Source organism: Micromonospora sp. MW-13, assembly GCF_003434305.1.
In the GTDB taxonomy this organism is placed as follows: Bacteria; Actinomycetota; Actinomycetes; order Mycobacteriales; family Micromonosporaceae; genus Micromonospora.
This window is the reverse complement of record NZ_QKKX01000011.1, coordinates 31,245-43,740: the sequence shown is the minus strand read 5'-3', so window position 1 is coordinate 43,740 and position 12,496 is coordinate 31,245. Positions and strand designations below refer to the sequence as shown.

The 12,496-nt window shown below is 68.8% G+C and carries 14 protein-coding genes; 9 read left to right on the top strand and 5 right to left on the bottom strand.

What is annotated here, in order from left to right; genetic code table 11:
• Positions 1-35: 35 nt before the first annotated feature.
• From C5N14_RS08085 to C5N14_RS08070, 4 genes are all read right to left on the bottom strand, one after another.
• Positions 36-1,067: an ABC transporter substrate-binding protein gene (locus tag C5N14_RS08085; RefSeq protein ID WP_117667109.1), complete on the bottom strand. Its 1,032-nt coding sequence runs from the start codon at positions 1,065-1,067 to the stop codon at positions 36-38.
• Positions 1,068-1,129: 62 nt separating this feature from the next.
• On the bottom strand, positions 1,130-1,981 hold the full coding sequence (locus C5N14_RS08080; protein WP_117667107.1) for an ABC transporter permease: 852 nt from the start codon (positions 1,979-1,981) through the stop codon (positions 1,130-1,132).
• Complete coding sequence (locus C5N14_RS08075; RefSeq protein WP_117667105.1) at positions 1,978-2,784, bottom strand: ABC transporter ATP-binding protein; 807 nt, start codon at positions 2,782-2,784, stop codon at positions 1,978-1,980. Before C5N14_RS08075 ends, C5N14_RS08080 begins: the two co-directional genes overlap by 4 nt.
• Positions 2,781-3,788 carry a LacI family DNA-binding transcriptional regulator gene (locus C5N14_RS08070; protein WP_128763534.1) on the bottom strand — a complete coding sequence of 336 codons (1,008 nt, stop codon included), beginning with the start codon at positions 3,786-3,788 and terminating at the stop codon, positions 2,781-2,783. The genes C5N14_RS08075 and C5N14_RS08070 overlap by 4 nt, the downstream gene beginning before the upstream one ends.
• Before the next feature lie 440 nt (positions 3,789-4,228).
• Between C5N14_RS08070 and C5N14_RS08065 the strand changes: the two genes are divergently transcribed.
• The 9 genes from C5N14_RS08065 to C5N14_RS08025 all read left to right on the top strand — a co-directional run bounded on the left by C5N14_RS08065 (position 4,229) and on the right by C5N14_RS08025 (position 11,831).
• Positions 4,229-5,230 (top strand): dihydroorotate dehydrogenase, encoded by a 1,002-nt coding sequence (locus C5N14_RS08065; protein WP_207892649.1) that lies wholly within the window; start codon positions 4,229-4,231, stop codon positions 5,228-5,230.
• 35 nt (positions 5,231-5,265) lie between these two features.
• Positions 5,266-6,111 (top strand): IclR family transcriptional regulator, encoded by an 846-nt coding sequence (locus C5N14_RS08060; protein WP_117667099.1) that lies wholly within the window; start codon positions 5,266-5,268, stop codon positions 6,109-6,111.
• Positions 6,098-6,718: an orotate phosphoribosyltransferase gene (locus C5N14_RS08055; RefSeq protein WP_117667097.1), complete on the top strand. Its 621-nt coding sequence runs from the start codon at positions 6,098-6,100 to the stop codon at positions 6,716-6,718. Before C5N14_RS08060 ends, C5N14_RS08055 begins: the two co-directional genes overlap by 14 nt.
• Positions 6,719-6,899: 181 nt before the next feature.
• A complete protein-coding gene (locus C5N14_RS08050; protein ID WP_117667095.1) occupies positions 6,900-7,259 on the top strand; it encodes a hypothetical protein in 360 nt (119 codons plus the stop codon).
• Positions 7,256-8,551, top strand: a complete 1,296-nt coding sequence (locus tag C5N14_RS08045) for a Zn-dependent hydrolase (protein ID WP_117667093.1) — start codon at positions 7,256-7,258, stop codon at positions 8,549-8,551. The genes C5N14_RS08050 and C5N14_RS08045 overlap by 4 nt, the downstream gene beginning before the upstream one ends.
• Positions 8,545-9,393, top strand: coding sequence for a hypothetical protein (locus C5N14_RS08040; protein WP_207892648.1), 849 nt, complete (start codon positions 8,545-8,547; stop codon positions 9,391-9,393). The genes C5N14_RS08045 and C5N14_RS08040 overlap by 7 nt, the downstream gene beginning before the upstream one ends.
• A gap of 46 nt (positions 9,394-9,439) precedes the next feature.
• Positions 9,440-10,756: a dihydroorotase gene (locus C5N14_RS08035; protein ID WP_371685821.1), complete on the top strand. Its 1,317-nt coding sequence runs from the start codon at positions 9,440-9,442 to the stop codon at positions 10,754-10,756.
• A 185-nt stretch (positions 10,757-10,941) separates the two neighbouring features.
• Positions 10,942-11,556 (top strand): superoxide dismutase, encoded by a 615-nt coding sequence (locus C5N14_RS08030; RefSeq protein WP_117667089.1) that lies wholly within the window; start codon positions 10,942-10,944, stop codon positions 11,554-11,556.
• A 5-nt stretch (positions 11,557-11,561) separates the two neighbouring features.
• The gene (locus C5N14_RS08025; RefSeq protein WP_117667087.1) at positions 11,562-11,831 is read left to right on the top strand and encodes a superoxide dismutase; all 270 of its coding nucleotides are present in this window, start codon (positions 11,562-11,564) and stop codon (positions 11,829-11,831) included.
• 148 nt (positions 11,832-11,979) lie between these two features.
• Here the strand turns inward: C5N14_RS08025 and C5N14_RS08020 are convergent, their stop codons facing one another.
• Positions 11,980-12,477, bottom strand: a complete 498-nt coding sequence (locus C5N14_RS08020) for an acyl-CoA thioesterase (RefSeq protein WP_117667709.1) — start codon at positions 12,475-12,477, stop codon at positions 11,980-11,982.
• Positions 12,478-12,496 lie beyond the last annotated feature (19 nt).

Sequence of the window (12,496 nt, the reverse complement as noted above, 5' to 3'; positions counted from 1 at the left end):
CAGGGTGCGGGGGAGCCGACCGAGTCGCCGTTCGGTCACGAGGATGCCTTCTGCACGAAGTCCGTCGCGCGTACGTCGCCCTTGATCAGGCCGTACTGCTTCTGGGCGTCCACCGCCTTCTGCCAGGCCGCTGGGTCGCCGTAGCCGAGCCCGTTCGCCTTGGTCGCCTCGCTCTGCCACAGCTCCTTGGCGAACACCTCCTGCATCACCTCGGTCACTGTCTGCTCTTGACCGGCGAAGCTGGGGGCGTACTTCTGGACCGACATCGTGACGGCAGCCGGCAGCTTGCCGTCGATGAGATCCTGCAGTGCCGTGTTCAGTGCGCTGGTGAATCCCTTGACCACCTGCGGATTCTTCTGGGCGTACTGCTGACCGGCGATCACCACGTTGCCGAACGAGGGCAGGTACTCGTTGGACAGGATCTGGTTCACCTGAACCCCCGCCGCCTTGAGGGTGTAGTAGCGCAGCCGGGAGAAGACGATCGCGTCGACTTCCTTGTTCTGCAGGGCGGAGACGATCGCCCCGGTGCCGACCACCTTGACGGTCATGTCCTTCTTCACGTCCAGGCCCGCTGAAGCGGCCATCGCCGTCAACTGCACGTAGTTCGGCGAACCGAGACTGGTCACGGCGACGGTCTTGCCCTTCAGCTGTGCGGGGCTGGTGATACCGGAGTCGGCGATGGTGAGCAGGGCACCGATGCCCTGCTGGTATGTCGTGTGCACCACGACGTCGGGCACTCCGTTGGCCACGGCCTGGATGACGGTGTCCGCGTTCGGGAAGCCGAACTGCACGTTGCCCGCAGCGACGTTCTTGGTGATCGTCGCGGCATCGGCGTACAGGAACTCGACGTCAAGTTTCTGGTCGGCGAAGTAGCCCTGCTCCTTCGCCCAGTACAGGGGTGCGTAGTAGGGCGCGGCGGCGCCGTCGATCTGGATGCTGACCTTTGTTGTGCCGCCGTCCTTGCCGCCTGTCGCGGGGGGCTCGACGTCGCCGCAGCCAGCGGTGACCGTGACGACGGCGCCGGCGACGACACCGGCGAGGATGGATCTGCGGTTGATGCGACGCATTGCGCTACCTCGAATCAGGGTGGGGGAAATGGTGGAAAGAGCCCGATTGCGTTGGCGTGGAATCAGGCCGGGACAGGGTCGCGCCAGGACAGGGCGCGGGTCTCCACGAAGGTGACCAGTTGGTAGACGGCGACTCCGACGGCGATGATCACCACGATCGCGGCCATCAGGGTGGGCACCTGGTACGACGAGTTGGCCTCCACCAGGAGATAGCCGAGTCCCTGGCTTGACGAGATCCACTCGGCGACGACGGCGCCGGTCATGGCGTCGACCACGGCAACCCGCGCGGCGGCGAAGATCGACGGTGACGCCGCCGGGATGTCGATCCGGAACAGCTTGGCGACCGGTTTCATCCCGATGGTCGTGGCCAGGTCCTGGTACCCGGAGTTCACCTGCCGGAGCCCGGTCACGGTGCCGACCAGGATCGGGAAGAAGGACAGGCTCACGATGAGAATGAGTTGGCTGGTCAGACCGAGGCCGAACCAGAGGACGAACATGGGGGCGAGAGCGATCTTCGGCATCGCCTGGAAGACGACCAGGAACGGGTAGATCATCGCGTCCACGACCTGTGATCGGGACACGAGCACTCCCAGCAGCGCACCGACCACGGCCCCGATGGCGAAGCCGAGCCCGATGTTGCGAACGGTGTAGCCCAGATGGGTCCAGAGCGTTCCGTCCCGCGCCAGGTCCACCAGTTGCCCCCCGACCTCACCGGGGCTGGCCAACAGGAATCGCGGGACATCCGCCGCCTCCTGGTACCCGGCCCAGACGGCCACGATGACGAGGACGTAGAGCAGCGCGACGAAGGGCTTGAGCACGATCGGCAGGCGGCGGGACCGCCGTCGCCCCGTACCCGCCGTCTCGGCCCGCGGCGCGGCGACCATCGATTCGGGCGCCGAGGTGGGGGCCGTCACAGCTCCCCCCGTAGCATGGCCTGGAACTCCGCGAACCGTGGGTCGAGCTTGGTCTCCGCGTTCCGTGGCCGGGGCAGGGGTACGTCGTGGACCGCGCGGACCCGGCCGGGATGCGGTGACAGCACGACCACCCGGTCGGCGAGGTACGCCGCCTCGTCGACGCTGTGCGTGACGAAGACGATGGTCTTGCCGGTTGCGGTCCAGATTCTGAGCAGGTCATCGTGCAGCTTCTCCCGCGTGATCTGGTCGAGCGCGCCGAAGGGCTCGTCCATCAGCAGCAGCGCCGGATCGTGCGCGAGGGCCCGGACGATCGAGGTCCGCTGGCGCATGCCGCCGGACAGTTCTCTCGGCAGCGCATCGGCGAAGTCCGTCAGGCCGACCAGGCTCAACAGTTCGCGCACCCGCGGCTCGTACTGCTGGCGCGGGATCTTCAACGTCTCGGGGGCGATGGCGGCGTTGCGGAAGACGGTGCGCCACGGCAGCAGCACCGACTCCTGGAAGACGTAGCCGATGTCCCGTCCCGGCGTCGGCTGGCGCGACCAGATCGTTCTGCCGGAGGTGACGGTGTCCAGGCCCGCCATGATCCGGAGCAGGGTGGACTTGCCGCACCCCGAGGCGCCGATGATCGCCAGGATTTCACCCTGTCGCACGTCGAGCGACACATCGTGCAGCGCGTGCACCACCTTGCCGCGCTCGGATCGATATTCCTTGTTGATGCCCGATATCCGTAGCAGCGTCCCGGCCGGTACGGCTGCCGCCGTGCCTGTCTGATTGTCGACGGAACTTCCGGTTGGCGCACTCATTTCTGTTCACATCCACAACTCGATCGGAAGATTGGCTCGGCGGGCAGGCTGACGTGCCTCGCCGGTCGGTACGGATCGCGTATGCGCTTCTCCATGAGGGTCAGCGCCTCGGCGGCGAGCAGGGACAGGGGCTGCCGCATGGTGGACAGCGGCGGTGTGGTGTAGGCGCTGACGTCGGTCCCGTCGAAGGAGACGATGGCGACGTCGCGGGGCACGTCGAGCCCTCGGTCGCGCACGGCGCGCAGCAGGCCCAGTGCCTGCCGGTCCGAGGCGACGAAGACGGCGGCGGGCAGTGTCAACCGGTCGAGCAGTTGGGCACCGGCCAACCGTCCGCCGTCCGGCGTGAAGTCCGACGACACCTCCCACGCTTCGGCGGTGATGTCGTGGTCCCGTAGTGCCTGCCGCCAGCCGGCGGCCCGTTCCCGTCCCACGACGGTTTCGCCGGGGCCGGACAGGCACGACACCTGCCGGAAGCCGTGCCCGAGCAGATGGCTGGTGGCCAGACGGGCGCCCTCGTGGTGATCCACCGCGACCGAGTCGTGTCCGCTGGTGGCCTCCGGCGGCACGCGGTCGAGTACGACCACCGGGCACGGGGCGTCAGCCAACGCGAGTGCGTTCGAAGGGCTCTCGTGACGGGGCACCCACAACACCCCCTCAGCCCGCACGTCGCCCATGGCGGCGAGCCGTTCCGCCTCCTCCCGTCCGTTGGAGTGCAACAGGAAGAGCAGCTTGCCGCGCCGCGCGGCTTCGGTCTCGATCGCATGCGCCAGTTCGGCGAAGAACGGGTTGCCGCCGTCCGGCATCAGCAGGCCGAGAAACCCGCTGCGGGTACGACGCAGCGCCTGGGCGACCCGGTTCGGGCGGTAGCCGAGTTCCCGGATGGCCGCCTCGACCCGGGCCCGGGTCGCTGGGGCCACGGGTTTTGGTCCGCCGTTCAGCACATAGCTGACCACTGCGGCGGATGTCTGTGCCCGCTTGGCCACGTCGGCTCGGGTCACCTTCATCAGCACCTCCGGGGGAAGGAGGAACCGAAGATATGTCCATCACAACGTGTAGTCAACACGTGTAGATGATTTGGTGTCGCCGCGGCAACGTCTCAGGCGGCCCGGCGCGCCTCGCTGCTGCCTCATCGAGCCGAAGGTCTGCTTCGCCTCCGCGGAAATCCGGGGAGTCCTTGGATCTGAGGTCGACGATGCGACGAGCCCGTCCGGGGGTGCACCCCACCCGGCGGGTGCCCCGGCCGCGCAGGCCATCAGGTCCCGTCCGGAGCTGCCAAGCGGGGTCCCTGCGGAGCCGCCTCAGCCACTCAAGCTGGATAAATGCTCGACATAACGCATCGCACCCCGCGCCGGCAGCAAGCGCCGGCAGCCCTTGACGAACGTCTAGCCATGGCGCATAGTCGGCTCTTCCCAAGTGGAAGGCGTTCATCCGCGTGGAGGAAACAATGCTGTGCGCCTCATCCGGCACCATGGGCGAGGCTGCCGTCGCTCCGACGGCGGAGGCGGACTCAAGAGACCACTTCTGGGCCACCAGCGACCCCGTGGCGGTCGACCTGTCCGTCACGATGGGTGACATCAGGCTGAACAATCCCGTCATGCCGGCGTCCGGTTGCTTCGGCCCCGAACTCGGCGCCCTGCTGCCGGTGCACGAGTTGGGCGCCCTGGTGACCAAGACCGTCTTCGCCACGGTCCGGTCGGGCAACCCCGCACACCGGATCACGGAGGCTGCCGACGGGATGCTCAACAGCGTCGGTATCCCGAGTCCCGGCATCGCCGAGTTCCGGGCACAGGTGCTTCCGCGGTACCTGGCGACGAGCGTGCCCACCATCATCAGCATCGGCGGGCTCACCGTGGCGGAGTACTGGGCAGCGGCAGATCAACTGGCCGGACACGGCGCCACCGCGGTCGAGGTCAACGTCTCGTGCCCCAATCTGGAGCATGGCGGCCTGGCCATCGGCACCGATCCGAGCACGGTGGAGCGGGTCGTGTCCGGAGTGGTCGCCCGTTCGGACGTACCGGTGTTCGTCAAGCTCACCCCGAACGTGACCTCGATCGCAGAGATCGCCCGCGCCGCGGAGCACGCCGGAGCCACCGCCATCACCGTGGCCAACACCTTCCCGGCGATGAGCGTGGACGTCACCCACCGCTCGGCCGTACTCGGCAACGGTGTCGGTGGGCTCTCCGGGCCGGCGGTGAAACCGATCGCGCTACGCCTGGTCTGGCAGGCCGCCCAGGCGGTCGACATCCCGGTCATCGGCTGTGGCGGCATCACCACCGCCCGGGACGCGCTGGAGTTCCTGCTCGCCGGGGCAACCGCCATCCAGGTCGGCACCGCCAACTTCACCCGGCCGTACGCCATGGCGCAGATCGTCCGGGGCCTCGGACCCCTGCTCGCCGCATCGGGCACGATGACCGTTTCGGACGTCATCGGCTCGTTACGAGTCTGAGCTTTCGCGCCCGAGCGCCTGTCGAAGGAGAGACCGTGCAGCCGGTTGTCAGAGCCCTGGAAATACTTCGCGCCATCGCCCACCACGGCGACGGGATGACCATCGGGGATATTCACTCGACGCTCGGCATCCCGCTGGGCAGTGCCCACCGGTTGCTGGCCGTCCTGACCGAGCAGGAATTCGTCACCCGGTCACCGATCAACCGACGTTACTTCCTCGGACCTGCCGCCCGGCAGCTGACCGAACAAAACAACCGGCTCACCTCGACCCTGACCGCACCACACCCCGCAGTCGTCGCAGCCGCGGCCGAGTCCGGCGAGACGGTCTTCCTCTCCGAACTGGTCGGCAGCCAGGTGGTCTGCATCTCGCTCATCGAGAGCAAGCACCCGCTACGCCTGTTCGTGCGGATCGGCCAGGAAATGCCCCTTCACGCCGCCGCCTCCGCGCGGGCGCTCCTCGCCGACCTGGACACCGGTACAGCCCGCGCGCTGCTCGCCGACCGCCCGCTCACTTCCTTCACCTCGGACACCCCGGCCACCCCCGATGCCGTGATCGAACACCTGGCGATCGTCCGGGCACGCGGGTACGACGTGTGCGACGACGAGCTGGACCGCGGAGTGTGGGCCGTAGCAGCGCCGATCCGGACGTCCATCGGTACAACCTGCGCGAGCCTCACCCTGGCCGCAGCCGCCGACCGGATGCGCGACCCCGTGGCCCGGGCAGGAGCGATCCACCTCGTGCTCACCACCGCAGCTCGGCTCAGCGCTGAACTCGGCTACATCAGCCGGTTCCCGTCGTCACCGTCGGTCCCGCAGATGGATCAGCCGGACAAGCCACGCCCGAACCGACCAGCCTCGGAGGAAGACCATGATCCGCGCTGACAGCGCTGTGGACACCGGTACCAACCGGCGGAACATATTCCAGAGCCGCCACCAACGTTGGACGGAGCTGGCGCGGGACCTCCGCGCCGCAGCGTGCCTACCAGGCGAGTTCATACTCGACGCGAGTGAGCCTGTCGACACGTACATCGACGTTGTTCTGTTCGAAACCCGGCCGACGATCCTCCGCCGGATGGCTGCCCTGTTGGCGGATCTGGTGGACGCGACCGCCGACAGACTGGCCGCCCGGACACAGGTGATGCCGCTCGTCACCGCGCTGTCCCTGGAGACCGGGCTGCCCTTCGCCATGATCCGCAGCCTCGATGAGGGGGGCGGGTCACGGGTCGAGGGCGAGCTGCACGCCGGCGAGCGGGTCGTCCTCGTCGAGGACGTGATCGTGTCTGGTGCGCATACCGCGGGCGCGGTGCGCGCACTGCGTGACCTCGGCGCGGTCGTGCCGGGCGTACTGGCCGCCGTCGACCGCAGCCGGGGCCGGAGCCATACCGCCGCCGACTGCCCCGTCCAGGCCCTGTACACCCCGCTCGACCTGCAGATACCCGACCAGGCGCGGCCCTGCGCCCGAACGGACGCCAGCCAGGCGACAGCCTGACAGACCGGGGCGCCCCGCGTCGCGAACCCGCGCGTACACCACCTACCCGAATGGAGCTGAGACCGCGATGACGACCCACCCACCATCTCCGGACCGACTAGCCGCCGCCGTCGACGAACTGCGACGGGCGGCGGCAGACGGCGGTGTCGCAGACGCCGCCGCAGTCGAAATCGTCGGCCGGATGCTCGCCGAGCGGCTGCGGCCGCAGCACCCCGATGTCATCGTCGGGCGGGACAACATCGACGACTGCGTGCTGACCCATGTGGTATGCCGGGAACTGGACATCCCGGCGGTACGGGTTTACGAAGGATCAGGACTGCTCTCGCTGAGTCGGCATCCCACCGCCGGATCGCGAGCCGCGCTTCTCGCCGTGGCGTGGTCCGACCTGTCACCGCTTCGGACACTGCAACGCCTCCTCGCCAACGATCAGGTGACCGTGGTGGCCGTCGCGGCAGCCCTGCCCATCCCCGAACCGGCACTGCCCGGTCCGGCCGGGAACCCGGTCGCCACCGTCACCACGACGACGGACGCACCACGATGAGCCCGACCCTGGTGGAAACCAGCCTGCCACCGGTTGACACCGGCCGGCTGACCCACCTGCTGACGGAGTTCGCCGGATACAGCGAGACCACGCACGGGGTGACCCGGCTCGCGTACACCCCGCTAGAACGCGGGGCGCACCGCATGTTCACCGACGAGCTCAGTGCGCTCGGCCTACATACCTGGACCGACGCGGCAGGCAACAGCTACGCCGAGATAGCCGGGGGCGGGCCAGCCCGCGCCATCGGTACGGGCTCCCACCTGGACACCGTGCCGAACGCCGGCCGGTTCGACGGCATCGCCGGCGTGGTAGCGGCGATGGAGGTAGCCCGGATCCTGGTGGAGAGCGACGCGCGACACACGCATCCGATCAGGTTCGTGGCGTTCGCCGGCGAAGAGGGCGCCCGGTTCGGCCAGGCCTGTACCGGCAGCCGGATCGCGGCAGGCCTACTCGACTCGCCGGACCTGGCCGACCTGCGGGACACGCGTGGTGTGTCCGTTGCTGACGCCATGCGGTCGGTGGGGCTCGACCCGGATCGTGTCTCGGAGGCGCGCTGGAGCACGGACGACTGGGCGGCATTCGTGGAACTCCACATCGAGCAGGGCAACGTGCTCGAAGCACAGGCCATTCCGGTGGGCATTGTCGAACTCATCTCCGGCAGTACCCGTCTTCGGCTCGACCTGCATGGACGCGCCTCGCACACCGGGGGCACCCCGATGCACCAACGTGCCGACGCCATGACCGCCGCAGCCGAGATAACGCTGCTCGCCGAGGAGATCGCCACCGACGCTCGACACCACGGTACGCGGGCGACGGTCGGCCGGCTGGAGCTCGAGCCAGGATCGATCACCACCATCCCTGGCACGGCCCGACTGTACGTCGACATCCGCGACGTGGACAGCGATCGACAGCGAATGACCGCGGTCGAGTTGATGAACGGTGCCCGGAGCATCTGCGAGCGGCGCGGACTGACCCTCGACATCGAGACGTTGGGCGACACCTCCCCGGTCGTGCTGCCGGTCTGGTTACGTCGCAAGATCGCCGACGTCTGCACCACCACAGGCACCAGGTACCGGGTACTCCCCAGCGGCGCCAGCCACGACAGCCAGATGATCAACAAGGTCGTACCGGCTGGAATGATCTTCGTCCCGAGCCGGAACGGTCTGAGCCACGTCCCGGACGAGTGGACCAGCGTGGAGGATCTCGCCGTCGGTACCGACCTGCTCGCCCGCAGCCTCCTCGCCCTGGACCGCGAGCTGGACTCCGGAACCACGGCGGAGGCGACGTGCTGAACACCGCGGGCCACCTCGTGCCGCTGGATCTGCCACCGACACACCGCCCCCGACCCACCTGGCACCACGCACCGGTGCTCCGCCATGAACCGGTCGGCGACCGGTACCGCCTTCTGCGCCTGCACGCCCCGACCATCGCCACCCGGGCCCAGGCCGGCCAGTTCGTCATGCTCACCGCAGCGCGCACCGACGAGGTCGGCCCCGTCCTGCCCCGTCCGATGGCAATCTACGACGTGGTACCGGAAACGGGCACGCTCGACGTGGTGTACGGGGTTCTCGGAGGGGGCACCCGAAAGCTCTCGACCTTCGCCGTTGGCGAGACCATGCTCGTGACCGGGCCGCTGGGCCAGGGATTCCACCTCACTGCCGGCAGCAACCACGTGCTGTTGCTCGGCAGGGGAATCGGCACCTGCTCGCTGACCATGGTCGCCGCAGCCAATACCGCCCGGGGCGGCGTGACGACGGCTGTCGTCAGTGCCCGCCACCCGGGGGCCCTGGTCGGCGTCGATGTGCTTCGCCGGGGCGGAACCGGGCAGCTCCACCAGGTCACGGACCAGGACGCCACCAGTGAGCCCGACTTCCTGGCCACACTGCTCACCGCGACGCTGGACAACAACCCCCCGGAACTCATCCTTACCTGCGGTTCACAGCGACTGGTCGACCTGGCCGCCGAACTCGGCCGGCGGTGGGGCGCCGAGGTGCAGGTTTCGGTCGAAGCCCACATGGCGTGTGGCCTGGGGTACTGCCACGGATGTTCGTCCGGGCAACGGGGAGAGGGCAGGGAAGCTCCCCTGGTCTGTCTCGACGGGCCGGTCTTCTGGTGGAACGTCGGCCATGGCTGAGCCGAGCTGGGACGTTTCGGTAGGGCCACTGTCCCGGCAGCCGCTTCTGCCATGCACGGTGCTCCGTGGCGTACGCCCCTACGGCGACCGCCCGATAGATCTGCTGATCGAAAATGGCAAGATCGCCGCACGCGGCGACATCGGCACCGGACCGGATGTCCTCGACATCGCCTGCCACGGTCTCATCGTCCTGCCCGCCCTCACGGATCTGCACACCCACCTACGGGAGCCGGGCACCGAGGACGCCGAGACGATCGCCACCGGCACGCTGGCGGCGGTCAAAGGTGGGTACGCCACCGTGTTCGCGATGGCGAACACCAATCCGGTGGCCGACGGCCCGGAACAGGTGGAACACGTCGCCGTCATCGCCGAGCACACCGGCCACTGCCGGGTACAACCCGTGGGCGCGGTGACCCTCGGTCTCGCCGGTGTCACCATCGCCCCGATCGAGGCGATGGCTGCCTCGCACGCCAAGACCCGGATGTTCTCCGACGACGGCCGGTGCGTGGAGGATCCCGCACTGATGAGGCAGGCGCTTCGCCGGGCGGCCGACGCGGGTGGATTCATCGCCCAGCACGCGCAGTCGTCACCGCTGACACCGGGCGCTCAGGCCAACGACGGGGCACCGGCCCGCGAGTTGGCACTGGCCGGCTGGCCGAATGTGGCCGAAGAGGTGATCATCGCTCGGGACTGCGTTCTCGCTGGCGCGGACAACACACCCCTGCACATCTGCCACGTCTCGACCCGTGGCAGCGTGGAGATCATCCGCTGGGCCAAGTCCCGGGGCTGGCCGGTCACCGCAGAGGTCACCCCACACCATCTCCTGCTCACCGACGAACTGATCCGTACCGGGGACACCCGTTACAAGGTCAACCCGCCGCTACGGGACATCCAGGACGTACTGGCCCTGCGCGACGCCCTCGCCGAGGGCATCATCGACGTGGTCGCCACCGATCACGCGCCACACACCCCGACAGCCAAGAACCGCCCATGGTCCGACGCCCCACCCGGCATGCTCGGCCTGGAAACCGCGCTGCCGGTCGTCGCGGAGACCATGGTGCGTACGGGACTCATGTCCTGGCGCGGGCTGGCCGAGGCGATGGCCATCCGGCCGGCGGCCATCGGGGGGACCGGCGTCGGCTCCGACCCGCTCCAACCAGGGATGCCGGCCAGCCTGTGTCTTGTTGACGCCGGAGCCGACTGGACGGTCGATCCCACCCGACTGGCCAGTCCCGCGCGCAACACGCCCTTCTCCGGTCACCGATTCGGATGCCGGGTGGTCGCCACCATGATCGACGGCAGGCTCGCCTGGTCCACCAGCGAGGTAACGCTCAGCAAGGACTGTGTGGATTTCCGTCCTTGACCACGTCAACCGGCGCTGATGCGTTGGCGGATCGGTGGACGAACTGAGCCGCGTGGCCGTGCCATCGCCGCGGTCACCCGATCGGCTTTCCGATGTGATCAATGCCCGCTCCCCATGACACGACCGCTCTTGTTGCAAGATACTGGCAACAGCCAAATGGCGGCAACATCATCGGAGGACACCTGATGGCGGTCTACACCCTGCCCGACATGCCCTACGACTACGGCGCCCTGGAGCCGGCCATGTCCGGACAGATCCTGGAGCTGCACCACGACAAGCACCACGCCGCGTACGTCAAGGGCGCCAACGACGGCCTTGAGCAGCTCGCCGAGGCCCGCGCCAAGGGCGACTTCGGCACGCTCGTCGGCCTGGAGAAGACGTTCGCGTTCAACCTGTCCGGACACGTCCTGCACTCGATCTTCTGGAACAACCTGTCTCCGGACGGCGGCGACCGACCCGACGGCGAGCTCGCCGCGGCGATCGACGAGCACTTCGGCTCCTTCGACGCCTTCGCCGGACAGCTGTCGGCGGCGACGAAGGGCGTGCAGGGCTCCGGCTGGGGTGTCCTGGCCTGGGAACCGCTCGGTCAGCGGCTGATCGTGGAGCAGGTGTACGACCACCACGGCAACGTCGGTCAGGGCTCCACCCCGCTGCTGGTCTTCGACGCCTGGGAACACGCCTACTACCTGCAGTACAAGAACGTGCGTCCGGACTACGTGGACCGGCTGTGGAACCTGGTCAACTGGCCGGACGTGATCGCCCGGTTCGACGCCGCCCAGGCCGCGAGCCCGAAGATCTGACCCGGGTGAGCGCACCCACCCCCGCCACGGCGGAGCTGGTCCAACGCGCCGCCGGGGTCATCGCGGCCACCCACCGCGGTGACCTCGCCGGTGCCGAGGAACTCCTCGCCGCGTTCCCCGGCGAGCAGGCCAAGACCCTTGGCTTCTACCTGCTCGCTGACCTCGCGCTCGGCCTGGTCCGGGCCGGCAGCGGGCAGTCCATGGACGACCTGGTCCGGGAGCTGTCCCTGCTCGTCGCGGTCACCGCAGGTCAACCACCACCCGCCGGGATCTGACCGCGGGGTCCTCGTCGCCGATCGCCGACCACGAGGACCCCGCCCGCGGTCATGCACAGGAGTGACGGCGCGGACCACGCCGTGCCGCCGGGACGACGATCGCGGCGACATGGCCGGCCAGCGCGGCCACGGACAGTCCAACCACGCCTCAGCCCTCCTCGACGCCGTCGAGCAGCGCCCGCCGCAGGGCAAGCCGGTGCTCCCGGCGGATCTGCGCCTCGCGGTAGCGGCACCGGTCGCCATCGGTCTCGGGTAGCAGCGGGGGCACGGTGCGCGGCTGACCGTCGTCGTCGACGGCGACCATGACCAGGTGGGCGGTGGCCACGTCGGTGGGTGGTACCGCCCGGTCCCAGCGGTCGGCGGTGACCTTGACCGCCACCTCCATCGAGCTGCGACCGGCCCAGGTGATCCGGGCATCGACGTGAACGACGTCGCCGACCCGGACCGCACGGAGGAAGGCGGTCTCGTCGATGGCGGCGGTGACCGCCGGCCCGTCGGAGTGCCGGGCGGCAACCACTCCGGCGACGGAGTCGATGAGGTTGAGTATCCGGCCTCCGTGCACGGTGCCCATCAGGTTGGTGTGGTGCTGGTCCATGATCTGCGACAGGATCAGGTGCGACGCCGACGGCGGTCGGCCGGCGGTCATGGTGGTGTCGTGCACAGCG

Excerpts from the sequence above, each read along its gene's own strand:
- C5N14_RS08085 (WP_117667109.1), bottom strand. The coding sequence starts at position 1,067 with ATGCGTCGCATCAACCGCAGATCCATCCTCGCCGGTGTCGTCGCCGGC.
- C5N14_RS08075 (WP_117667105.1), bottom strand. The coding sequence starts at position 2,784 with ATGAGTGCGCCAACCGGAAGTTCCGTCGACAATCAGACAGGCACGGCG.
- C5N14_RS08070 (WP_128763534.1), bottom strand. The coding sequence starts at position 3,788 with ATGAAGGTGACCCGAGCCGACGTGGCCAAGCGGGCACAGACATCCGCC.
- C5N14_RS08065 (WP_207892649.1), top strand. The coding sequence starts at position 4,229 with ATGCTGTGCGCCTCATCCGGCACCATGGGCGAGGCTGCCGTCGCTCCG.
- C5N14_RS08055 (WP_117667097.1), top strand. The coding sequence starts at position 6,098 with ATGATCCGCGCTGACAGCGCTGTGGACACCGGTACCAACCGGCGGAAC.
- C5N14_RS08050 (WP_117667095.1), top strand. The coding sequence starts at position 6,900 with ATGCTCGCCGAGCGGCTGCGGCCGCAGCACCCCGATGTCATCGTCGGG.
- C5N14_RS08045 (WP_117667093.1), top strand. The coding sequence starts at position 7,256 with ATGAGCCCGACCCTGGTGGAAACCAGCCTGCCACCGGTTGACACCGGC.
- C5N14_RS08030 (WP_117667089.1), top strand. The coding sequence starts at position 10,942 with ATGGCGGTCTACACCCTGCCCGACATGCCCTACGACTACGGCGCCCTG.
- C5N14_RS08020 (WP_117667709.1), bottom strand. The coding sequence starts at position 12,477 with ATGACCGCCGGCCGACCGCCGTCGGCGTCGCACCTGATCCTGTCGCAG.